General features: G+C 63.0%; 19 protein-coding genes. 6 read left to right on the forward strand and 13 right to left on the reverse strand.

Annotation, left to right across the window (positions count from 1 at the left end; genetic code table 11):
• Positions 1-106 precede the first annotated feature (106 nt).
• From J3P85_RS26130 to J3P85_RS26155, 6 genes are all read left to right on the forward strand, one after another.
• The gene (locus J3P85_RS26130; protein ID WP_434704053.1) at positions 107-730 is read left to right on the forward strand and encodes a CDP-alcohol phosphatidyltransferase family protein; all 624 of its coding nucleotides are present in this window, start codon (positions 107-109) and stop codon (positions 728-730) included.
• A gap of 10 nt (positions 731-740) precedes the next feature.
• The gene (locus J3P85_RS26135) at positions 741-2,498 is read left to right on the forward strand and encodes a bifunctional alpha/beta hydrolase/class I SAM-dependent methyltransferase (protein ID WP_434704054.1); all 1,758 of its coding nucleotides are present in this window, start codon (positions 741-743) and stop codon (positions 2,496-2,498) included.
• A complete protein-coding gene (locus J3P85_RS26140; protein ID WP_434704055.1) occupies positions 2,498-3,841 on the forward strand; it encodes a phosphatase PAP2/dual specificity phosphatase family protein in 1,344 nt (447 codons plus the stop codon). The genes J3P85_RS26135 and J3P85_RS26140 overlap by 1 nt, the downstream gene beginning before the upstream one ends.
• Entirely contained in the window at positions 3,831-4,286 is a 456-nt protein-coding gene (locus J3P85_RS26145; RefSeq protein ID WP_207967270.1) for a hypothetical protein, read from the forward strand. The genes J3P85_RS26140 and J3P85_RS26145 overlap by 11 nt, the downstream gene beginning before the upstream one ends.
• Positions 4,287-4,462: 176 nt before the next feature.
• Positions 4,463-5,083, forward strand: a complete 621-nt coding sequence (locus J3P85_RS26150) for a lysophospholipid acyltransferase family protein (protein WP_186710525.1) — start codon at positions 4,463-4,465, stop codon at positions 5,081-5,083.
• Between the two features lies 1 nt (position 5,084).
• Entirely contained in the window at positions 5,085-6,017 is a 933-nt protein-coding gene (locus J3P85_RS26155; RefSeq protein WP_434704056.1) for a phosphatidate cytidylyltransferase, read from the forward strand.
• A 196-nt stretch (positions 6,018-6,213) separates the two neighbouring features.
• On the opposite strand, the gene J3P85_RS26160 is transcribed toward J3P85_RS26155, so the two are convergent.
• The 13 genes from J3P85_RS26160 to J3P85_RS26220 form a co-directional block, all read right to left on the reverse strand.
• On the reverse strand, positions 6,214-7,089 hold the full coding sequence (locus J3P85_RS26160) for an MBL fold metallo-hydrolase (RefSeq protein WP_434704057.1): 876 nt from the start codon (positions 7,087-7,089) through the stop codon (positions 6,214-6,216).
• Positions 7,090-7,336: 247 nt separating this feature from the next.
• Entirely contained in the window at positions 7,337-8,494 is a 1,158-nt protein-coding gene (locus tag J3P85_RS26165) for a glutathionylspermidine synthase family protein (protein ID WP_434704058.1), read from the reverse strand.
• 12 nt (positions 8,495-8,506) lie between these two features.
• Positions 8,507-9,208, reverse strand: a complete 702-nt coding sequence (locus J3P85_RS26170; RefSeq protein WP_186729654.1) for a DUF1190 domain-containing protein — start codon at positions 9,206-9,208, stop codon at positions 8,507-8,509.
• Positions 9,209-9,227: 19 nt separating this feature from the next.
• On the reverse strand, positions 9,228-9,656 hold the full coding sequence (locus J3P85_RS26175; protein ID WP_014340424.1) for a DUF350 domain-containing protein: 429 nt from the start codon (positions 9,654-9,656) through the stop codon (positions 9,228-9,230).
• A gap of 15 nt (positions 9,657-9,671) precedes the next feature.
• Positions 9,672-10,331: a DUF2491 family protein gene (locus J3P85_RS26180; RefSeq protein WP_434704059.1), complete on the reverse strand. Its 660-nt coding sequence runs from the start codon at positions 10,329-10,331 to the stop codon at positions 9,672-9,674.
• A complete protein-coding gene (locus J3P85_RS26185; RefSeq protein ID WP_434704060.1) occupies positions 10,318-11,352 on the reverse strand; it encodes an ion channel in 1,035 nt (344 codons plus the stop codon). The genes J3P85_RS26180 and J3P85_RS26185 overlap by 14 nt, the downstream gene beginning before the upstream one ends.
• Positions 11,353-11,633: 281 nt before the next feature.
• Entirely contained in the window at positions 11,634-12,332 is a 699-nt protein-coding gene (locus tag J3P85_RS26190; RefSeq protein WP_186710531.1) for a PspA/IM30 family protein, read from the reverse strand.
• A gap of 22 nt (positions 12,333-12,354) precedes the next feature.
• On the reverse strand, positions 12,355-12,936 hold the full coding sequence (locus tag J3P85_RS26195; RefSeq protein WP_250962602.1) for a YjfI family protein: 582 nt from the start codon (positions 12,934-12,936) through the stop codon (positions 12,355-12,357).
• 528 nt (positions 12,937-13,464) lie between these two features.
• Positions 13,465-14,295, reverse strand: a complete 831-nt coding sequence (locus J3P85_RS26200; protein ID WP_434704061.1) for a YfaP family protein — start codon at positions 14,293-14,295, stop codon at positions 13,465-13,467.
• 3 nt (positions 14,296-14,298) lie between these two features.
• A complete protein-coding gene (locus tag J3P85_RS26205; RefSeq protein WP_434704062.1) occupies positions 14,299-15,918 on the reverse strand; it encodes a DUF2300 domain-containing protein in 1,620 nt (539 codons plus the stop codon).
• A gap of 1 nt (position 15,919) precedes the next feature.
• Entirely contained in the window at positions 15,920-20,488 is a 4,569-nt protein-coding gene (locus tag J3P85_RS26210; RefSeq protein WP_434706427.1) for an alpha-2-macroglobulin family protein, read from the reverse strand.
• Positions 20,485-21,144, reverse strand: coding sequence for a DUF1175 domain-containing protein (locus J3P85_RS26215; protein ID WP_186710539.1), 660 nt, complete (start codon positions 21,142-21,144; stop codon positions 20,485-20,487). The genes J3P85_RS26210 and J3P85_RS26215 overlap by 4 nt, the downstream gene beginning before the upstream one ends.
• Positions 21,129-22,208, reverse strand: coding sequence for a DUF2138 family protein (locus tag J3P85_RS26220; RefSeq protein WP_434704063.1), 1,080 nt, complete (start codon positions 22,206-22,208; stop codon positions 21,129-21,131). Before J3P85_RS26220 ends, J3P85_RS26215 begins: the two co-directional genes overlap by 16 nt.
• Positions 22,209-22,237 lie beyond the last annotated feature (29 nt).

Here is a 22,237-nt window from a genome sequence, read left to right on the forward strand (position 1 = left end):
CCTACCCGCACGCATTCTCAAGAAATACCCGCCTGCAACCCCTCAACCTATCGTAATCTCGCACCTGTATAAGCCCAGCCCCGCCACCGGCCGAGATCTCACCCCGATGCCCTCCATCTACCAACTCAAGCCTGCCTTTCAAAACTTGCTGCGCCCCATGGTCCAACGCCTCTACGACAACGGTGTCACCGCCAACCAGGTCACCCTGCTCGCGGGCATCGTCTCAGTGTTGGTGGGGGCGGTCATTGCCTGGTTCGCCGACCATCCGTGGATTTTCGTCCTGGTGCCGATCTGGATGTTCCTGCGCATGGCGTTGAATGCCGTGGACGGCATGCTGGCGCGGGAGTTTGGTCAACAATCGCATCTGGGCGCCTACCTCAACGAGCTATGCGATATCATCGCCGACGTTGCCTTGATCCTGCCTTTTGCCCTGTTTGCCGATACCAGTCTTCTACTCGTGTTGTTGGTCACGCTGTTGGCGTTGTTCAGCGAATATGCCGGCGTGCTGGGGCCGATGGTGGGGGCTTCGCGGCGGTATGACGGGCCGATGGGCAAGAGCGATCGCGCTTTTGTGTTTGGCGTGTTGGCGACCGGCATTGCCCTGGGTTGGCTCGGGGCACTCTGGGTAAATGGTGTGATGGCGGTGGTTGCCGCCCTGCTGGTTTATACCTTGGTCAATCGGGTCCGTCATGGCCTGGGCCAGGTGACGGAAAACGCTCCCTCAGCATAAGGAAGTTGCAATGCGCGAAGCCCAACACCGGACATTCACCACCCACGATGGCGTGGAACTGTTCTACCAACACTGGCCGGCTGTCGACGTGGCAGCGGGTGAACCCCGCCAGGCTGTGTTGTTGTTCCATCGTGGTCATGAACACTCCGGGCGCATTGCGCACCTGGTGGATGAGCTGGATTTGCCCGGGTTCGACTTCTTTGCCTGGGACGCGCGCGGCCACGGCCAGTCGCCGGGCGAACGGGGCGACAGCCCGAGTTTTGCCACCAGTGCGCGGGACGTGCAGACCTTCTGCGATCACATCGGCGCGACGCATCAGATCGACGAAGCGAACATCGCCGTGGTCGCACAAAGCGTCGGCGCGGTGATCGTGTCCACTTGGGTCCACGACTACGCACCGCGCATTCGCTCGCTGGTGCTGGCGTCGCCGGCGTTCAAGGTCAAGCTCTACGTGCCGTTCGCCCGGCCGGGCCTGGCGCTGATGCGCAAGTTCCGCGGCAATTTCTTCGTCAATAGCTACGTCAAGGCGAAATTCCTCAGCCATGACCCGGAGCGCGTAGCGTCCTACGACAGCGATCCGTTGATCACCAAGGCCATTTCGGTGAACGTGCTGCTGGGCCTGTACGAAGCCGCCGACCGCGTGGTGGCCGATGCCCAGGCGATCCAGGTGCCGACGCAGTTGTTGATCTCCGGTTCGGACTTCGTGGTGCACCGCAAACCCCAGGAGCAGTTCTTCGAACGCCTGGGCAGCCTGCACAAGGAAAAACACATCCTGCCGGGCTTCTTCCACGACACCCTCGGCGAGAAAAACCGTGCACCTGCCGTGGCCAGTGCCCGTCGCTTCATCCTGCAGAACTTCGCCCGTCCGCTGGAGCGCCCTTCCCTGCTCGACGCCGATCGCCTGGGCGCGACCTGCGCCGAAGCCGAAACCCTGGCCACGCCGCTGCCCCACAACTCCCTGCGTGACCTTTACTGGCGCATGACCCGCGCCAGCATGCGTTTTGGCAGCAAATTGTCCGCCGGGGTGAAGCTGGGCTTCGACACCGGCTTCGACTCCGGCAGCACCCTGGATTACGTCTACCGCAACCGCCCTACCGGCACGTCGGCGCTGGGCAAGATGATCGACCAGAACTACCTGAACTCCATCGGCTGGCGCGGCATTCGCCAACGCAAGGTGCACGTCGAAGAACTGCTGCGCCTGGCGATGGCCGAGTTGCGCGCCCAGGACCGCGAAGTGCGGATCGTCGACATCGCCGCCGGCCATGGCCGTTACATTCTCGAAGCGCTGCAAGGTGTCAGCCCGTTGCCCGAGTCGATCCTGCTGCGCGACTACAGCGACATCAACGTGCGCGATGGCAGCGCGCTGATCACTGAAAAAGGCCTCGGCGACATCGCACGATTCGTCAAAGGTGATGCCTTCGACCGCCAGGATCTGGCGGCGCTGGAACCGAAACCGACCCTGGCGGTGGTGTCGGGCCTGTACGAACTGTTCGCCGATAACCAGATGGTCGGCGGTTCCCTCGCCGGCCTGGCCGAAGCCGTGGAGCCTGGTGGTTTCCTGGTCTACACCGGCCAGCCGTGGCACCCGCAACTGGAGCTGATCGCCCGCGCCCTCACCAGCCACCGCGCCGGGCAAGCCTGGGTGATGCGTCGACGCACCCAGGCGGAAATGGATCAACTGGTCGAGGCGGCGGGCTTCCGCAAGATCACCCTGCGTGTCGATGAATGGGGTATTTTCAGCGTTTCGCTGGCGCAGCGAGTGCAGTAATGAGCGCCGTCATCGCTCCGGCCCGCGAACCCGCGCTGCTCAAACCGGCGGTGCTGTGGCTGCTGTTGCTGGCGCCGCTGTTCTTCACCACCTACGGCTTCGCCACCTGGGTTACCGCCCAGCGTGACGACGTCGGCACGCTGGTGTTCGCCTGGGAAAGCCACATGCCGTTCATGGCCTGGACCATCGTGCCGTACTGGTCGATCGATCTGCTGTACGGCTTGTCCCTGCTGTTGCCCAACAGCCGCGACGAACTCAAGCGCCATGCCTTGCGCCTGCTCACGGCCCAGGTGATTGCGGTCAGTTGCTTTTTGCTCTGGCCGCTGACGTTTACCTTTCCCCGGCCGGAAATGGATGGGCTGTTCGGCTGGATGTTCGACGTGCTGGCCGGCTTCGACAAGCCGTTCAACCAGGCGCCGTCGCTGCACATCGCGCTGCTGGTGGTGCTCTGGGTCTGTTACCAGCGGCACTTGCAGGGCTTCTGGCGTTGGGTGATGCACGGTTGGTTCGCGTTGATCGGCGTGTCGGTGCTGACGACTTATCAACATCACTTCATCGACCTGCCCACGGGCGCGTTGGCCGGTTGGTTGTGCGTCTGGTTGTGGCCGCTGGATCGACCGAGTCCGCTGTCGAGTGCGCGCCTGACGGCCGATCCTGCCCGCCGACGCCTGGCCTTGCGTTATGGCCTGGGCGCGGCGGCGCTGTTCATCCCGGCGTTTGCCTTGGGCGGCGCGTGGCTCTGGCTGATCTGGCCGGCGGTCGCGGTGCTCATGGTGGCGCTGAATTACTTGATGTTCGGTGCTGATGGTTTCCAGAAGCGCGCCGATGGTCGCTTGAGTCCGGCGGTGCGTTGGTTGCTGGCGCCGTACCTGGCGGCGGCGTGGATCAATTCTCGCTGCTGGACGCGCAAGCACCCGCAGCCAGACCTGATCGCGGATAACGTCTGGCTGGGGCGAGTGCCTACGCCGATGGAATTGAAGGACAGCACGTTTACCGGCGTGCTCGACCTCTGCGCGGAACTGTCCATGGACAGCTCGAATGTCGCCTATCGTTCGTTACCGGTGCTCGACCTGACGGCGCCGACCGCCGAGCAATGCCTGAAAGCGGCAGAGGCCATCGAAAGCCTGCGCCAACATGGGCCGGTGCTGGTCTGCTGCGCCTTGGGTTATTCGCGCAGCGCCACGGCGGTGGTTGCCTGGTTGTTGCACACCGGCCGGGCAGCGAGCGTTGACGCAGCGATCGTGCAGATCCAGCGCGCTCGACCGCGCATCGTCTTGCACGCGGCGCACCGTCGGGCACTGGAACAGTTATCCACAACACGGGGGAATGCTCATGATCAGTGATATGGAACTCCACACCGTGGCGAGCCTGTTGCGCCGGGGTCATTCGCTGGACCAGCTTTCCACGGGACTGACGCTGCTGGCGGCGCTGCTGGGGTTGGGGCAATGGCTGGTGGGCGTGATCGATCCGTGGTTGCTGCTGTTGAGTGCTGTGCTGCTGGTAATCGGAGTGGTGGAAAAATACTGGGCGCTGCGCGTGGCGTTTGACGCCGATCTGTTCCAGCGCATGGCCGACAGCACCCACTCCCTGGCCGAGCGCACCTATGAGCTGGATCAAGCCCTGACCGCGTTGGGCCTGCAACCCGCCGAACGGGCCGGGCGCCTGTGGACCGAACGACGGCACGGCGCGTTGTTGCTGCTGCGTCGGCAGTCGCGGTTGCTGGCGGTACAAGTTGTCCTGGTGCTGGGCTTCATCGTGGCCAGTCCCTGGCTAGCGTCAGGTCTCTAGATAGTTTTTTGTGGCGAGGAAGCTTGCTCCCGCTGGACTGCGAAGCAGTCCCAAAGCCAAGCGCTGCGGTGTGTCAGATTGGTTGTATTCAGCCTCTTGGGGGCTGCTGCGCAGCCCAGCGGGAGCAAGCTCCCTCGCCACAGTGATGCTTATGTTTCTCAGGACAAGGAATCCTCATGTTCGAACCCGTGGTCGCCAACCTCATCACCTCCGCCGCTCGCATGGTCACGGGCGCTCGCAGCCTGTGGCTCGGTTGCGCGCCGACGCCGGTGCAGCGGATCTACTTCGCCAACCACAGCAGCCACGGTGACTTCGTGTTGCTCTGGGCCTCGCTGCCGCCGGCGCTGCGCAAGCTCACCCGCCCGGTGGCGGGCTCTGACTATTGGCAAACCAGCCCGGTGCGTCGCTACATCATCAACCGGGTGTTCAACGGCGTGCTGGTGGACCGCGAGCGCAAGGACCCTGCGTACAACCCATTGCAGCCGATGCTCGATGCGCTGGAAAACGGCGACTCGCTGATCATCTTCCCGGAAGGCACACGCAATCCGGAGGAAGGCCTGTTGCCCTTCAAGAGCGGGATCTATCACTTGATGAAAAACCACCCCGAGGTCGAGGTGATCCCGGTGTGGATCGCCAACCTCAACCGCGTCATGCCCAAGGGCCGTGTCCTGCCACTGCCGTTGTTGTGCACCACCAGTTTCGGTGCGCCGCTGTGCATCGAAGAGGGTGAAAGCAAAGAGCAATTCCTTGAACGCAGCCGCGCCGCGCTGCTGGCACTGGCCCCGGAGCACGTCTGACATGGATCGATATACCCTGATGTTGTTTGGCGGGATCGGCGCGATTCTGGTGCTGGCGTCGCTGATTGGTTTCGTTCTCAGGCTGCGGACCAAAGGCGCGCCGAACTCGGTCATCGACAACCTGAACGCCCGGATCAACGCCTGGTGGATCATGGTCTTGGTGATCGGCGTGGCGTTCTGGCTCGGTAACGCGGCGGTCATCCTGTTGTTCTACGCGGTGTCGTTCTACGCCCTGCGGGAATTCCTGACCCTGACACCGACCCGGCGCAGTGACTACCCGGCCCTGATGGCGGCGTTCTACCTGGCCCTGCCGCTGCAATACCTGCTGATCTACTACGACTGGTACGGGCTGTTTTCGATCTTTATCCCGGTGTATGTATTCCTGCTGCTGCCGATCCTGGCGTCCCTGGGCGGCGACAGCACGCACTTCCTCGAGCGCGCGTCGAAGGTGCAGTGGGGCTTGATGATCGCGGTGTTCTGCATCTCCTTCGTCCCCGCCCTGCTGACCCTGGACATCGCCGGTTTCGAAGGGCGCAACCTGTTGCTGATCGCCTACCTGGTGATCGTGGTGCAGCTCTCGGATGTGTTGCAGTACGTCTGCGGCAAGCTGTTCGGCAAACACAAGATCGCGCCGAACCTGTCGCCCTCGAAAACCGTGGAAGGTTTTGTCGGCGGCATCTTCCTGGCCTCGCTGATCGGTGGTGCGTTGTGGTGGATCACGCCGTTCAATCCCTGGCAGTCGTTCCTCATCGCCTTGCTGATCAACCTGCTGGGCTTTGCCGGCGGCATTGTCATGTCAGCGATCAAGCGCGACCGCGGCGTCAAGGACTGGGGCCACATGATCGAAGGCCACGGCGGCATGCTCGACCGGCTGGACTCGGTGTGCTTCGCCGCGCCGATCTTCTTCCACCTGGTGCGGTACTGGTGGACCTGAAAAAGCCTGCGGCGAACCCCTGGACCTGTGGGCGTCTGTGGTGAATATCTAACCTGTGGGAATCTGTGGTGAATACCTAACCTGTGGGAGCGAGCTTGCTCGCGATGGCGGTGGATCAGTCAACATCGATGTCGCCTGATGTACCGCTATCGCGAGCAAGCTCGCTCCCACAGGTGTGTGTGCCCGGGCGGGTGGTTTAGCGGTGGGTCGACGGCATGGCCGTGGGATCAACACGAACGGTACGCGCCTGGTTCGTAGAGCGTTCCCATTCCTTGGCATCGTGACTGCAAAAAATCTCTATATGCCCGTTCTGGCCCGCCGCCAGTTCCCGCAGGCGATCCTGATTGCGCAGCCGTGCCGGGCGATAGGTGTCCATCATGTACTGATAGAACTTCAGCCCCGGCGGGCAACGCCGCTCGGGCTGATGGACTTCATCGTGGAAGAAATACGCATCGCCGGCATGGAGCATCCAACCGTCCGGTGTCCTCAGGGCGATCCCGGCGTGGCCGGCGGTGTGGCCTTGGAGCGGGACCAGGAAAATGTCCTCTTCTTCCGCCCCGATCAACGCGCGCACCGAATCAAAACCGAACCACGTATCACCGTCCGGGGCATAGAACTCCCAGTTGTCGACGCCCTGCCACTGGCGCGCCTGGAATCGCCGTCGACTGATCCAGGTGTCGGCGCTGCGCGCCATCGCCATCTCGTCGCGCATCACGTGAACCCGAGCCTGGGGAAAGTCCTGGAGCCCGCCGGCGTGGTCAAAATCCAGGTGCGTCAGCAGGATATGCCGCACATCGCCGGTGTCGAATCCCAAGCGGCGCACCTGTTCCAGGGCGGTGAGGCGATGCTCGAACTTGATGTTGTTGAATGCCCGGAAGAATCGACTCAGCCGTTCGGGCGTCTGGACATCCCGCTGGCCAAAACCGGTGTCCACCAGGACCAGGCCATTGTTGTCGGTTTCGATCAGCAGGCAATGACACACCAGGCACGCCGTCAGCCCCCGACTGTAGCCATCGAACAACTTCCCACCCACGGGGCACATGCAACCGCAGTTCAGGTGATGGATACGCATGGGGGCCTCCTGTCAGGAATGGCGTGCCGCTCTCGGGTTTTTCCTGGGCTCTTTAAAATCGACAGGGAGGGGGCAGGCGCAATTCCGCAAAGGCGACAGGCGGTGGGTATACATGGCCTGGCATACCCCCCTGTGGGAGCGAGCTTGCTCGCGATAGCGGCAGATCAGTCAACATTGATATCGACTGGCCCACCGCTATCGCGAGCAAGCTCGCTCCCACAGGGGGCTCTTTCTATACAGGAGAGAATCAATCCAGAATCAAGTGCGGCAAAAACCGGCTGGAATCCTTGGTGATCAGGCTGTTGTCTTCCCGCACGCCAATGCCGGCGGCCTGGTCGCCGATGACCCACGAGCCGATCAGGGTGTAGCTGTCGTCGAACTTCGGCAGTGGCGCAAATTCCTGGAGGATGAACGGCGCATCGGTGTAAGGGCCGTCTTCCTTGACGATCAAGCCGTCAGCGGTCTGCAGCTCGATGTTGGCGCCTTCCCGGGAAAAGAACGGCTTGCGCACCCAGCCTTTCGGCACCGCTTTGCGGGTGTCGGTGTCCAGGTGGGCGGCAAGCAGGTTCGGGTGGCCTTTGTTGAATTCCCACAGCAGCGGCAGGATGCCTTTGTTGGAGATGATCGACTTCCAGGCCGGCTCGAAAAACTGCGTATCGCATTGAGCGATCGCTTCACCAAAGGGCTCGTGGAAGATGAATTCCCACGCGTGCAACTTGAACAGGTGAGGAATCCAGCGCTCTTCCAGGTCGACGAAACGTCCGTCGCTGTTGAGGCCGATGTCTTCGATATCGATGTGCCGCGATTCAATGCCGACTTTTTCCGCGATCAGGCGCAAGTAATCCGTGGTGCCTTTGTCTTCCACCGAGCCTTTCATCGAGGCGAAATAGAACGGCTCCTTGAGCTGCAATTGGGCGAAGGCCTGGTGTAGCTTGGTGTCGATGCTGTTGAACTGGTCGGCATGGGCCGGCAGCATGCCGCGCTCGATGCATTGCTCCAGCCAACCCCACTGGAACGCCGCCGCCTCGTAGAGGCTGGTCGGCGTGTCGTAGTTGAGTTCCAACAACTTGGCCGGGCCCGTGCCGTTGTAGGAGAAATCCATGCGCCCATACAGGTGCGGATGGCCTTCCAGCCATGACGTGCGCACCAGGTCGAAGAACGGCGCCGGGATGCTCAGGCGTTCCAGCAATTCTTCGCTCTGGACCACCCGGGCCACCAGGTCCATGCACATGTCATGGAGCTCGGTGGTCGGGTCTTCCAGGTCATCCTCGATCTGCTTGAGGGTGAACTGGTAGTACGCGCTTTCGTCCCAATAGGGTTCGTCGTCGATGGTGTGGAACAGAAAGCCGAGTTGCTCGGCGGTCTGTTTCCAGTCGGGACGTTCTGCGCAATGGATCTTCTTCATGACCCTCGTTCCTTAGCCGCCGGAGCTGCTCGAACCGCCCCAACCGCTGCGGGCACTGGACTTGCTGCCGAAGCCACCGCGAGAGGTGGACGACGCGACGGCCATCGCCTTGCTGGTCTTGACGGAGTCGGTGTAGCTGCCATACCGCGCCTGGTTGGACTTGGTAAAGGTCGAGCCGCTGGAAACCCGCTGGCTGAGCGTCGAGGACCCGAAGTTGCCGCGGTCATCGCGGTAGCGGTAGACCGGCTCGGAGTAATAACTGCTGCGGTTGCCGCTCAACATGTTGCCGATCAGCAGGCCGGTCAGCAGGTTGCCAAAGCCTGATCCACCGACGTTCGCTTCCGAAGCCGGCAACTGGGCCCGGGCGGCATCGACCTCGGACTGCGTGACTTCGCCATCGGCGTTCAGCTCGAAACCACCCAGCTTGGGCAGGAACTTGCCGGCCGAGTCCTGCTGGCACCAATCGGGCACGAAGTCGGCATCGCAATCGGCCTTGCTATCGTATACCGGCGCGATGCGACGATGCTCACCCATGGCGGTCATGTAGGCGGTGGAGCAAATGTCTACCGGCAGCTTTTCATCGACACATTCCTGGACGGACTGGAAGTTGTACTTCTTCTGCAACTTGTAGGTTTTTTCCGCGGGCCCGCAACCGGATATCGCCAGGGCGACCGACGCGGCCAGCGAGAGCTGGACGTACTTGCTTCGTTTCATCGGGATCTCCGTGGCGCAATCAGTTCGTGGAAGGCGTCATGCACGCGGCGTTCAACATGCCGACGCTGATGGCCACGGCGGCGATGTAGATACCCGCGGCGATTTCACCGTTCTTGATGCGCGCGGAAGCGCCCTTGAGCACCAGGCTGGTGACCAGAAACGCCAGCAACTGGACGACCGCGGCGATCACTGCCCAGACGACGAAGTCCAGCATGCTGATCGAGTAGGCGATCACGTTGCTGGCCGGAATGGCGAAACCGATGACGGCGCCGCCCAGGGCGATGGCCGCAGCCACGTTGCCCGAACGGATCAGCTCGAATTCCTTGTGCGGCGTGACGCGGGTGTAGATGAACTGGAACAGCGCGAACAGCACGGCGGCGCCGAGGATGTACATGACAAAGCCAAGCACGGCGGCTTTGTTCAGGGAAATGGAGAGCGCTTCAAGCATGGACTTCTTCCTTATTCAAAGAGTGTTCAGGTCAGTGGTGTACAGCGAAATGCCCAGCGAAGTGCTCAGGCTGACAGTGCCTTCGGCGTCCTCTTCGACGGAAAACAACAGGAACTCCCGGCGATCCGTCAGGCCGGTGTCGCGGGCATACAGCATCGAACGGTGCTCGACGCTGTAGGACTCTTCGGGATTGCTTACGCGCTCGCTCAATCCCACCAGCTCGGTCTGGCCCGCCTCGGTGCCCCATTCGCGGGTGTACTCGACGCCGTCGTGGGTGTAGGTCGGCAGGCCGATCAGGCTTTCCGGGCCGGCCAGGCGACGCAATTCCGCTTCGCTGTTGATCGTGACGTAGCTGAGGTAGTTGAACAGGATCACCGACTCGACCTGCCCGGCGACGTCGCCGCTGGTGTGCACTTGCAGCCAGTAGTCTTCGTCGTTCATGTAGCAGCGCGACAGCCAGTTCGACTGCCCGAGGTCGACGATGCCCAGGCTCCAGATCTGTTGGTTGCCTGGGATGACCACGGCGGTGTTGCCGTCGAGCAGCAATTTGAGCGTGGCATCGAACATGACCTGCTTGCCGGAGGCCAGGCCCAGCGGCCCAACGACAGGCGTATTGCTGGCTATTGCGTTCGAATTCGGGGCCTCGAGCCCCATCAACTGTTTAAACCACCCCATGGGAAATTTCCTTGAGACGCGCCGAGGCGATATAGAAGAGTTCGCCGCCCACCACACGGGTGGCGCCGGGCGGGTTGATCGACGGCTGGCGGGCACCCTGGGCGCGGTAGCCGATCAGCGTAGCGTTGTGCTGTTCTTTCATCCGGATGTAGAGGTCGCCAAACGTCGCTTCAAACGCTTCGGGCAGCTTCATCAGGTATTGCGTGGCGCCTTCGCCGACGCAGAGCAATTCATTGATGACCACCGACGAGCCCGGGTCCTGGGAGGCACGCACCAGCATTTCGATGGCCATGCTGGAGGTGCATTCCAGGCTCGGCGCGTAGGCGCTGGCGAGGGCGGCCACTTCGCTGTCGTTGAAATGGGCGACCACATGCCCGACAGGTCCCAGTCGATTGACCGCCAGCACGGTGGCCAGGGTCAGGTCGTCGGAATGGGTGCGCACCAGCACGCGTTCGGCACCTGGTACGCCGGCACGCTGCAACAGCGCGACGGAGGACAGGCTGTCGCCCTTGATGTAGGTGGCCTTGCCGGGCATGGGGTTTTCTTCGAGATCGCAATCGCAGATGACGATCAGGTTGTCATTGGACGTTTCGTCCTGCAGCAGCAGTTCGATGACCCGCTCGCTGGTGGCGCCCTCCCAACCGATGAGCACCGTGTGGCCGACCTTGCCGGTGAAATCGCCTTTACCCTTCATGCCTTTTCTCCATACATCGATGACGCTGCTGGTGGTTTTGCCGATGACCGTCGTCAACAGGGCAATGCCCCCGAGCATGATCCAGGTCGCCACGAAAATCCGTCCGGCGGAGGTCTGTGGCAACAGATCGCCATAACCGACGGTGAGCGTGGTGGTGAGATAGAAGTAGATAAACGTGGCGGCGGCGATGAGGTGTTGCTCGCCCAACAGCACCAGGCCGATCCAGGCCGTGGACAGGTGCACGCCCAGCGCAATAGCCAGCCCCGCCCAACCGAAACGATGGAAGAAGGACGATGCGTACGTGCGCAACAAAAGGAAAATCGACATTGCGTCCCTGACTCCGTGGGGCTTGGTTCCTGGCGGGATCATCGCTCTGGCGCCTGGGGGCGCGAGCGTAGTGGCCGGACAGCATTAAACCTGTTGCGGGGCTTGGATAGAAGTACCTGCGTAACAATAAATCCGTGGCGTGCCACACCCTTGTGGCGAGGGAGCTTGCTCCCGCTGAGGCGCGAAGCGGCTCCAAAAGGGGCCTGCTGCGCAGTCCAGCGGGAGCAAGCTCCCTCGCCACAGGTTCAGTGCTCTCAGGGTGATGAGCGCACCTGCACGACTTACTCAGCCGATTTTTTCTTCAGGCGTTCCAGGATCGCATTGGCGCTGCCTTCGTTTGGCGTGATGCCGGCATCGCGCAGCTTGCGCTCCAGGTCGGAGCCGGTGGAAGCCTCGGCCAGTTCGTCCTGGGCTTGCAGTTCAGCGGCACGTTGCTGTTGCTTGGCTTGCAGGCGGTTGAGCGTACCGACGGCGGTTTCCAGCTTGCCATTGGCGCCGCCACTGGCGATCGAGGCGCTGACCTGGGCCTTCTGCACGCTTTCACGGGCCTTGGCCATGTCCACTTGCTGGCGCAGGCTCTTGATGCGGGCTTCGGCCTTGGTGATGTCCTTGCGCATGTTGTCCGCGTAACCGCCGAATTCGGTTGCGTGCTTTTGCTCGGCGTCCAGTTCGTTGGTCAGGGTCGAAATGGCTTCGGCCACTTCCAGCGCCAGGTCTTCGCGGTTGGCCTGGATCGCGGCCAGGGCCTTGGCTTCCAGGTCCTTGATCTTGGCGTTGTATTCGCCGACGCGATCGGTCGCCAGCTTGTGCTTGGCCATGATGGTGACCAGCTCACGCTTGGCATTGGCCAGCGCGCTGTCGGCATCGCGGATTTCCTGGTCAAGGATGCGCAGGGCCTGTTGGTCGACGATCGATTCGCCGACTTCGTTGGCACCGCCACGCAGTGCGGTGAACAACTTGCTCCAGATGGACTGAGTCATTGGATGGTTCCTATTCGGCGAATTAGATGAAGAAGCGTTCGAAGGCTTCGCTGGCGCGCTGGACATTGTCGACGAGGGTTTTGACCTCGGTGACGACGTTGGTCAGGCTGGAGTCGGCGCTCAACGCGCCGAACATGTTGTAGACCACCTGTCCGTTGGGCATGGTCTCGATGCCGATGGACGACAGCGGGAACATTTCCCGACTGCGCAACACCGCGTCGTTGAAGGCCGCCACATCGCTGATCGACTCGACGTCCACCAGCACGGTATCGACGATGATCTGGTCGCCGACCACGGCGATGTAGATGGGCAAGCCACCGAAGTCATTCATTTCCAGCTTGATGCTGGACTCGGAGCCTTGGACGAGGGAGAGGGTGATGTCGTTCGCGACCACTTCATCCAGGGCCTGAAGGGCGCTGTAGAGGCGATCGATGTTCCAGTTATTACCTGCGCTCATGTAATCCTCCGACATGAATGAGCCAGCCAGAATCGGTTGGCGTAGCTGTTTCTCCATTTGCTTGAGCAGGCTTCTGTTTTCGGGAAGCACCCAAGTCTCGTGTTTCACATACCCGGCGGCACTCAGGCCCGCGCGCATCTGCTTCATGTAGAAGCTCGACGGTTTTTTCGCCGAGGGTTTGGCGCGCTCTCCCGTGCGGCTCGCTGGATCGGTCACAGACCCGTCAGGCGGATCTGATGGAGAGCTGGTTGGCATGGTACTGACCCCACTGTGAAAAACTCACGCGTGAGAAACACTACAGGCACTTTCCAAACCCCACAATAGCTCACGCGTGAGATTTTTTTATTGCAGCCCATCCAACCCTGTGGGAGCGAGCTTGCTCGCGATAGCGGTACATCAGCTTGCATTGATGTGGATGCTAGACCGTCATCGCGAGCAAGCTCGCTCCCACATTGGACTTCGAGTGCTCACAGCTCAGGCGTCCACCCTAGCTCCCAAAGGGCTTCATCCAGGCTGACCGCTCTTGTGGCGAGGGAGCTTGCTCCCGCTGGGCTGCGCAGCAGCCCCCAAGCAGCCAATACGATCAGCCTGACACTCCGTGGTGTTTGTTTTTGGGGCTGCTGCGCAGCCCAGCGGGAGCAAGCTCCCTCGCCACGGGGGTCATCCCACGCAGTTTTACGGGTAGCTAAAGCTTTTGACCAACGTCAGCTCCCCCACCGCCCGCATCGGCACGACGAAGGTTTCCATTTTCTCGTTCGGCGTGCCCTCCTCAGTGATCACGGTGACCTGCGCGGTGGTCAAGGCCTGTTGCGCCTGCGCCACGGACTCGCCCTCTTCGCCGTCCTCTTCACTGCGATAACCGCCGCCGTAGTAATTCACATACACCAGGTACTGGCCCTTGATCGGCGCGGGCATGGCGAAGATTTCCGGGCCGTAGCCGGTGGTGACGTCGACGTCGAGGGCAGAGCCGTTGGCGACGGCGCGGTCGCCGTACCAGATGTGCGCGCCATCGGGGGTGACCAGGTGCAGGTCCAGGTCGGTGCCGTCGCTGTCCCACGTCAGCAACACCCGCAGCTTGGCCGGGGTGGCGCCGCCGCTGGTGTTGAGAAACTGCGTGCGGTGGCGCTGCTGGCCATCGGCGCTGCGCACTTCAACGCTGTTGCTGCCGTTGGGGAACGAGAACGGCCGGTCGAAGCGACCTTCTTCATCCAGTTTCAGCGGCAGGCTGACGCCGTTGACGATCAACTGGCCCGGCGCGTTGCTGTCCTTGGGCGCACCTTTGATCTGCCCGGTAATGCGCGCGGTGTCGGCCTGGCCCGGAGGCGTGTTGACCGACGAGGCCGGGTAGTTGACGGTCTGGCTGAAGCTTTCGCCTTCACCCCCCGGCGCACCGCTGCGCCAGCCGCCAATGGGGGTGTCGAGCTTGATGGAGTCGGCGGCCATGGCCGGTGATAACGCGGTCAGGGCGCAGAGCAACAGCAAGACCTGTGGATAACGGAGTGTCATGGTCTATTCCAGCAAGAGGTGACGGGCGAGCCCTTCGATATAGGTTTCGTCCTGGCCGTTGGGGTGAGCTTCGAAGGCCAGGTGCAAATATTCATGTGTCAGGTCGAGACGGTCTTGCAGCGACAGCACGCCGCGCACGTAGATGCGCTGGCGTTCGCGGTCGACATACGGCCGGCCGAAGGCGACGCGGCAGACGGCGAAAGCGCTGATTTCGTTGTAGCCCACTTCGCTTTCCAGTCGCTCACGCCAGCCCCGGCGCTGCTTTAGCAGCCAGTCCTGGGCGGCAGGCAGCGCTTCACAGGACGCCACCGGGTTGTCCCAGCGGCTGAGGCTGGCGCGCGGATAGGCGTGCAGCAGGATGGCGTCGTAGCGTTGGCCAGCGTTGGCCTGCTCCACGGCTTGCGCCCAGGACAGTTTGTCCGGGCCCGGCTGGTCGGAGTGGTAGGTGACGTCGGTGCCGGCCAGGACCAGGTCGCTGGTCCAGGCGGCAATGGCTCGGGTTCCAGGTGCCGCCGGACGTGGCGCGACACGCTGGCGATGGCTGCTGTCGTCGATGCTCAGGCAATCACCGTTGCGTTGGGCGTTTTGCAGCAGATACGTGCGAATCGCCACCGCCAGGGCCTTGGCGGCTTCGGCGGGTTCGGCCTTGGCTTCGCGCTGCAAGACCCGGGCGATGTACTCCTCGCGGTCCAGGCGCGCCACCAGCTTGCCGGGCAGCAGGAACAGCTCGCCATCGCTGTGGATGTCCAATTGGTTGCCGTTGGTGAATTCGACGCGGTAGTCACCGCGCAGTTGGCCCGGTGTGGCCGGCCGCTCGCCGGCCATCACCCGTTGCAACGGATAACGGGCAAACAGATCGACTTCCACGCAGCGCCCGGTGTCCGCCGGCCAGCGGGACGGCAACGCCGCCGCCAGACCTTCGCCGTAGACCTTGAGGACCTGCTGGCTGGTGCCACGTCCACCGGCCCACACCGGCGTGCCATCAGCCAGCCAACCGGCAAAACCGCCCTGTCGCGAGGAAGGCCCCTGGTCGCCCAACCAACTCCAGGTCTTGACCCGCAGGCGGCTGCCCAACTCTCCGACCAGCCGCCCGTCCGCCGCACCGAGGACCACGTCCAACAGCACCCGACGGGCCTGGTCCTGGGCCGGCAGCATGGCCAGGGCCTTGATCAATTGCGCGACCGGTACTTGCGTCTGGGGTTGCAGCGTTGGCAGGTCCAACAACCAGGCCGGCGCCTGGCGCGCCTGCCAGTAATCCCGCCAGCCGGGCGCTGAAAGCCCGAGCCGCTGCGGCTCGAAATACAAACCACAGGACTTCACCAGCGCCTGGTCACGACCGATGCTCTGCCCGGGATTGCAGCAATAGACTTCTTCCTTCGACTCGCCGCGGCATTCATAGACCGGTTCGCGAGCGTTGGTGTCCACCAGCCAGGCGTAGACAAACAGCTTCCACAGGCTGCCCAACGGTGCCTGCAACGTGTCGGGCAATGGCTGGCGATCCAGCACCTGGGTTTGATTCACTCGCAGCAATTGACCGTCGAAGGCCAGGCGCAACGGCTCGTCCTGCGCTGTCGCCAGCGCAGGAATCAAGCACAACAACCACCAACCCCAAGGCCTGCGCATGTCAGTTGACCGTCACCTGACCGAGCGCCGGTTTCTGTTCGCGAGCCTGATTCTGTGGTGCATAGACTTGGGTGAAGCGCACCGGCGGCAAGGTGAACTGGCCTTTCTGGGAGAAGCGCACCAAGTGCCGCAGGCGCAGCTCGCCACTGATGGCGTCCAGCGGTATCGCATAGGCCATCTGGCCCGGCTCGAAGCGCGCCTTTTCCAGGGATGTCGGCTCGCTGTCGGCCTTGCCCATCAATTGGATACCCCAGGTGGTGCGTTCCACATCGGCGCCCGGCGGCAACGGCACTTCGAGCATGCCGTAGCGCAGCGGCGTCGGTGCCTTGCTGTTGATGATCACTTCATCCAGGTAGAGGCTGTCGCTGGACAATGGTTTGTTGCCCACGGCTTCAAGCTTGAAGGTGAAGGCCTCGTCGCCCGGCACCAGGCGCGACAGGCGCCGGGTGATCGACACGGCCATCGGTGCCACCGGCGCTTGCTGGCTCTGGAAACTCAATGCCGCTTGCAGTGGACGCTCCTCGGCACCAGTCAGGGTCAGCATCGTTGGAAGCTGCGCGCCCTGCCACTGCCAGTAGGTTTCACCGGTCGCGCCTTGCTTGGCAACCCAGCCTTCGCCCGGCGCCAGGGCCACGGCCGGCGCGGCCTGTTCGATGCTGCGTTGCAACCAGGTCAGGGCCAGCGCCCGTTCCAGGGTGGACTGCTGCGGCAGCACGCGCTCCAGCAGTGCCGTGGCGCGGGCTTGATCGAAGCTCTGCAGCGACAGCAGCAAAGCCTCGACGAAAGGCTGCGAGCTCAGCTCCAGTTGCTGTTGCGCGGCGTCGGCCTGGCGGCTGAAGGCTGTGGGCAACGGCACCTTCGCCTGCTTGGCGAGGGACGCGGTCAGCACTCGGGCGCTGGCCAGGCCAAGGGCCGAGTCCGGCGCGTACATGACCAGGCTGTCTTCGCCGCTGTCCAGCACGCTCTCGGTGCTGTCTTCACTGGCTTTCGCCAGGTCGTCCATCAAGCCACTGAGCAAGGTATTCACCGGCAGTTGCATCTGCTTGGCGAACGACAGGATCAACGCACGTTGCAGCAGCGGTGTATCCGCGGCCTCCTTGGCGTAGACCTCCAGCACCCGCTGCCAGTGTTCCGGCGGCAGGCTCAGGTCCAGGGCCTGGCTGGCGTGCCAGTCGGCGTAATAGGCATAGGCAGTGAGGAAGGCATCTGGCTCACCGTCCTGGCCCCACCAGGTGAAGCTCGCCGACGGCCCGGCCATCTGCACCAGGCGCAAGCGGCTGTTTTGCATGATCAAGCGCAAGCGGTCGCGGATCTGCGGATTCGACGCCAGGGTCGGATAGGCGATGCTCAACGGCAACAGGCGACTGGCGGTCTGCTCGACGCCACCGTAGGGGTAGCTCAGCAGGTCATCCAGGGCCGAACGGAACAACGCTTGCGGGCTGTCATCCAGGCGCAGGCGAATATCTGTGGCGTCGGTCGGCAGGGTCAGCGGGGTGTCGCCACTGGCCACATCAAGGCGCTGGCTCTGGGTCACTTGCCAGCCGTTGCCGCTGGCGTTCAGGTGCATGGCCAGGGCGTCTTGGGTTTCGCCGTTCAATTGCAACTGCACGGTCAAGTCGCCGCTGCTCAATTCCAGGGCCGGCAGCGCCACGTAGTTGATGCCGTTTTTCAGCTCCGCCACCACGCGCTGTTCAGCGCCGGCGTAACGGATCAGCAGCTCGGCCTTCAGGGGTTTTTCCGATTGGCTGAAGGCGAACAGGCCCAGTTGCGGCTTGTCGCCCGTGCGGAAGCGGGTCGGGCCGCTCCACTTCAGGTACAGCGGTTTTTCCGACGCAATGAACTGCTTCTTCTGGCCGACTTGGCCGTCGTCAGCGATCGCCTTGGCCGTGATGCGCCAGCGGGTCAGCGAGTCCGGCATCTTGAAGGTGAAGCGGGCCTTGCCATTGGCGTCGGTGACCAGCTCCGGTTGCCAGGCGGCGGTGTCGACGTCTTCACGCCGTGGCCGCTCCAGCACCTTGACCCCACGCTCGCTACGGTTGGCCTTGCCCGGCGCACCGGGGCTGCCTGGCAGCGCCACGTCATAGCTGATGAACGACAGGCTGGCACTGGTGCGCACGTTGTTGCGGCGCGGGTGATAGAAGAACTGATCGATGGTCGGCGCCACTTCCGGTTGCAGGGCATAGACCATCTCATCGACCACGCTGACCGTCAGGTGCGCCGGGATCGCCTTGCCGGCGAACTGGGTGCTCAGGTCCACGGTCACCGTGTCGCCCGGACGATAGGTGGCTTTGTCGGTGACGACAGCCACATCGATCTGCGGCGTGATCACCTTGATGCCGGCGTTCTGGAAACTGTACTGGCCGCCCTTGGTGTACAGCACCGAGAAGGTCAGGTTGGGCGCAAAGCTATCCTTCACGGCAATGCGCGCGCGGTATTGGGTGTCGCTGAGCTTTTCCATCTTCAGCCAGTCGCCGCCCTTGGACAGCAGCGCCGTGGCCTCGACCTTGTCCCGCTCAAGCGACAGCAGCGCATCGCTGACCGGCTCCGGGAAGGTGATCAGCGCCAGCGCTTCGTCACCGGTCTTGTATTCAGGCTTGTCGAAGACAATCTCGACGGTGCCCGGCACGGCCTTGATGCCCTCACCGGTCACCGCATGGGCGGCGGCTCCAATGACCCGGCCGTGGTCGTCCTTAAGCGTCAGGTTATAGGTGCCGGGACGCTCGAAGGTCAGGCTGAAGCCCTTGTCCTTGGCCGCCAGCTTGCCTTCGCCGGTGCTCTGGTCTTCCAGGCGCACCCAGGCGTAGCTGCCTGGTGTCACAGCCTTGGCCTGTTCGTTGCCGCCTTCGTTGGCGTAGCTGAATGACACCTTCTGGCCCGCGGCGCTGAACCGCTGGGGAGCGCTCAGGCGGAAATTCGCCGCGCCACGGTCGATGAGGATTTCCTTGGTGGTCTTGACCCGATACGCCGCGCCATCGCTGGCGAACACGGTGAGCGTGTAGCGGCTCGGCTTGTCGGCGGCCGGCAGGTCGAGGGTCGCGTTGCCCTTGGCATCGGTGGTCACTTCGCTGCTGGTCAGTTCCACCGGGAATTGCCCCAGGTATTGCAGCTCGTTATCGACCATCGACAATTGCTGGGCCCGCAGGCTCAGGCTCACCGTGGCATTCACCACCGGCTTGCCGTCCGGGTACAGCAGCACGAGGTTGCCCTTGACCGGCTCGCCGGTGCGGTAGTCCTGCTTGGCCAGGTTCAGGGCGATCTCGAAGTGCGGCTTGATGTATTCGGCGACGCGAAAGGCGCTGCTATAGAGCTGGTCCTTGTAGCTGAAGCGCAGCTCATAACCGCCGGCCACGGCGTTTTCCGGCAATTGGAAACGGCCTTGGGTACCGGCCTTGGAGTCGAGCTTCAGGGCCAGGGTTTGCAGCGCGGTGCCGGTGGCGTCGAGGACGCTGACATTGACGTCGGCGGCGGTCGGTTGCACCGAGTCACGGGCGTTCTTGAACTCGCGACCGACGATTTTCAGCGACACCCAATCCCCCGGCCGGTACAGCGGCCGGTCGGTGAACGCATACAGCTTGGTGTCGTAGATTTCGCTGTCGTAGTAGAAGTTTTCCGAGACGAAGACCCCGCCCTCCTCGTCCTCACCAATGACGAAGGAACGCTCCGGGCTGACGTGCTTGAGGCGCAGCAGGCCGTCTTCATCGGTGGCACCGCTGCTCATCACGCCCAGGCCGTCGGTCCACAGCACATTGACCTTGGGCACCGAACGCCCTTCATGCTTGCGTGCGGCCCAGACCAGCAATTCATCGCCGGCAATCTTGCTCACGGCCACGGTATTGGAAACGAAGACCATGGTGGTCGCGCGGTATTTGCCGATCAGCGCTTCCACCAGATACAGGCCCGGCTTCAACTGGCCCAGCGGCACATAGACGTTGCCCGGGGCGACGCTGACGAACTCACTGGACGAACCCGCCAGGTTGACCCCGGCTGGCGGCTGGATTGGCTTGGCCTGCCACAGCGGATAACGGAACTGGCTGACCACCGGCAAGCCCGGGATCAAGGCGAATTGCGCCGGTGCCTCGTACGGGGTCGGCGCGACCAGGGCGTCGCCGATTCTAAGTTCCGGCACCTCTTCGGTGACGTGCTGGCGCGATTCGTAGGAGAACGCCCGTTGCATCACTCGACGGGACTTGCGGTACCAGTTGTCCCACAGGTACGCGAGGGTGTTCGACAGGCCTTCGCCCTTGAACTGGCCGTCGCTGACCACGCGGTGCAGGTTTTTCTGGCGCTTGAGGAACTCCAGCGGTTTTTCGATGCGATAGACGCGGATGTCGGCGCCGCCGTAGGGCTCCATGCGGTACCGACGGTAGTCGCGGCCCGGCGCTTCGAGGCGAACCATGGCCTGTTCGTCGCTGGCAAAACTGCTGTCGGCCAGCAGGAAAAAGCTTTCGCCGGACACCGGCGTGTAGCCACTGGGCTCCACCGTGTCTTCGGCATTAACCATGGGTGCCAGCAACAGGGCGAACAGCAGGGGCAGTTTTGAACACAAGCGCAGCATGCGGGCACCGGTCATTGGGAGAGAAAGTTGAGTCGATAGACGCCGATGAAGTTGGGGTTGGCTGCGTCGGGTATCCATCGGGTGTCCTTCCAGTTCATGAGTTGTTGCAGGCTTGCGGAGCGCATGCCGTTGTCGGTAGGGGTTGTGGTGCCGGTGTGATAGGCGATGTAGCGGCCCATCCAGATCATCAAGTGCTGGTCATCGCCCTGATCGAAGAACATCAGGTCGCCGGGGCGGGCCTGGGCGACATCGCGGCCCACCAGGCGACTGTTGAACTGGATCAGCTTGATGGCGTTGACGTAGGGCCCGACCTTGCCGCCGCCCTGCTGCCACTGCTGGGCGAGGCGCCGTTGCGCATCGCTGAGGGGCAGTTCCGGAGGCAGGTAGCGATTGGACAGGCCATTGCTGCGCAGCCATTTTTCATCGTGGACCTTCAGCGCTTCGTTGGCAGCGAAACGCACCAGCCCGGCGCAATCCTGCTGGTACCAGCGCGGGCTCGGGCCTTTGGTCAGCTGTTCCTGGGCAATGCGCACGAACCAGGCGCGAAAAACCTGGGACTGCTGCACGTCCAACGCCGGCGCCTCGACGGCACGCGCCGGCCCGCCGAGCAGCAGTGCCAGCAGCAGCGTCAACGCAGGGTTGCGGATCAGTGCGGTCACAGCGCTTTCCATTCCAGCGGCAGCCACTGCCAATGGCCGTCCGGCTCGCTGCCCGCGGGCAAGGTCAGGGCGTATTTGCCGTAGCCGCCGAGGGTGCGCAGTTTCGGGATCAGGTAGGTTTGCGCGGCGTTGTAGAACACCGGCTCCATGTCCTGGGGCAGGCTGTCGAGGGTTTCGCGCTGCATCAGTTGCGCCATGGAATCCGGGCCGAAGTAGACCGGCATCAGCAGGTCTTGGGGCACCACCTCGGCCATGGGCGGGAAGCGCTTGTCGAGGGTGCCGAGGGCCTTGTCCACCAACTTGTCGTCGAGGGAGAACAGCAAGGTCGAGCCATGACGGGCCAGGCTGACCCGCAGGAACGCCTTGCCGGTAATCGCTTCGGGTTGCTCGGCTTCCTTGGCCGGATAAGGCCCGAAGTTGGAGCTGACCTGGCGTTGCCATTGGTGCGTCGAACCTGCTTGCTTTTCCACTACCGGGAACGCGTGTTCGGCGACGTTGTTTTCATAGGCACCGACCATCGAACCGAACAGGTTGCCCAGGTCGGCGTCGAGCTTGCCGTCGTCGTCATTCAGGCTCGCCACCAACAGCGGCGTGTACAGCCGCGAATCGGCGTACCAGCACAGGCCAGCGGCGCCCGTCACATGATCGACCATGGCCTGGGCGGCTTTTTCGTCGGCGCCCAGTTTCACCAGCAATGGTTTCTGCTGCTCGGCGGCCAGGGGCAAGGCCACGCAAGCGCTGGCGCCCATGGGCATGGCTTGCCAGATTGGCTTGAAGTCGAAGTCCGGCTGGTTTTCCAGTTCGTCCATGGCCAGGAAGCTGTGCCAGCCCTTGTCGTCCATGTCGAAGCGCAAGCCGGCGAAGTTCGGGATGAACCGCTGGTAGCCCATGGCGAGCACGCTGGCGTTGACCGAGATGCGTTGCTTGACCTGCGGCGCCTTGGCCGGCAGGCCAAAGGCTTCAGGGAAGAGTTTGTCGCCGTTGAGCAAGGCGGCCAGGGCGGTCGTCGAAACGCTGCCCGGCTCCACCGCCGACCCGCTGGCCGGGTCGTACAGCTTGGCCGGGTTGGACAGCACGACCAGTTTGTCGCCGTGGGAGGCGAAGG

The sequence above is a fragment of the Pseudomonas sp. Z1-12 genome, assembly GCF_051132015.1.
GTDB classification, from domain to species: domain Bacteria; phylum Pseudomonadota; class Gammaproteobacteria; order Pseudomonadales; family Pseudomonadaceae; genus Aquipseudomonas; species Aquipseudomonas zanjanensis.

Excerpts from the sequence above, each read along its gene's own strand:
- J3P85_RS26130 (WP_434704053.1), top strand. The coding sequence starts at position 107 with ATGCCCTCCATCTACCAACTCAAGCCTGCCTTTCAAAACTTGCTGCGC.
- J3P85_RS26135 (WP_434704054.1), top strand. The coding sequence starts at position 741 with ATGCGCGAAGCCCAACACCGGACATTCACCACCCACGATGGCGTGGAA.
- J3P85_RS26140 (WP_434704055.1), top strand. The coding sequence starts at position 2,498 with ATGAGCGCCGTCATCGCTCCGGCCCGCGAACCCGCGCTGCTCAAACCG.
- J3P85_RS26145 (WP_207967270.1), top strand. The coding sequence starts at position 3,831 with ATGATCAGTGATATGGAACTCCACACCGTGGCGAGCCTGTTGCGCCGG.
- J3P85_RS26150 (WP_186710525.1), top strand. The coding sequence starts at position 4,463 with ATGTTCGAACCCGTGGTCGCCAACCTCATCACCTCCGCCGCTCGCATG.
- J3P85_RS26155 (WP_434704056.1), top strand. The coding sequence starts at position 5,085 with ATGGATCGATATACCCTGATGTTGTTTGGCGGGATCGGCGCGATTCTG.
- J3P85_RS26160 (WP_434704057.1), bottom strand. The coding sequence starts at position 7,089 with ATGCGTATCCATCACCTGAACTGCGGTTGCATGTGCCCCGTGGGTGGG.
- J3P85_RS26165 (WP_434704058.1), bottom strand. The coding sequence starts at position 8,494 with ATGAAGAAGATCCATTGCGCAGAACGTCCCGACTGGAAACAGACCGCC.
- J3P85_RS26170 (WP_186729654.1), bottom strand. The coding sequence starts at position 9,208 with ATGAAACGAAGCAAGTACGTCCAGCTCTCGCTGGCCGCGTCGGTCGCC.
- J3P85_RS26175 (WP_014340424.1), bottom strand. The coding sequence starts at position 9,656 with ATGCTTGAAGCGCTCTCCATTTCCCTGAACAAAGCCGCCGTGCTTGGC.
- J3P85_RS26180 (WP_434704059.1), bottom strand. The coding sequence starts at position 10,331 with ATGGGGTGGTTTAAACAGTTGATGGGGCTCGAGGCCCCGAATTCGAAC.
- J3P85_RS26185 (WP_434704060.1), bottom strand. The coding sequence starts at position 11,352 with ATGTCGATTTTCCTTTTGTTGCGCACGTACGCATCGTCCTTCTTCCAT.
- J3P85_RS26190 (WP_186710531.1), bottom strand. The coding sequence starts at position 12,332 with ATGACTCAGTCCATCTGGAGCAAGTTGTTCACCGCACTGCGTGGCGGT.
- J3P85_RS26195 (WP_250962602.1), bottom strand. The coding sequence starts at position 12,936 with ATGAAGCAGATGCGCGCGGGCCTGAGTGCCGCCGGGTATGTGAAACAC.
- J3P85_RS26200 (WP_434704061.1), bottom strand. The coding sequence starts at position 14,295 with ATGACACTCCGTTATCCACAGGTCTTGCTGTTGCTCTGCGCCCTGACC.
- J3P85_RS26205 (WP_434704062.1), bottom strand. The coding sequence starts at position 15,918 with ATGCGCAGGCCTTGGGGTTGGTGGTTGTTGTGCTTGATTCCTGCGCTG.
- J3P85_RS26210 (WP_434706427.1), bottom strand. The coding sequence starts at position 20,488 with ATGACCGGTGCCCGCATGCTGCGCTTGTGTTCAAAACTGCCCCTGCTG.
- J3P85_RS26215 (WP_186710539.1), bottom strand. The coding sequence starts at position 21,144 with ATGGAAAGCGCTGTGACCGCACTGATCCGCAACCCTGCGTTGACGCTG.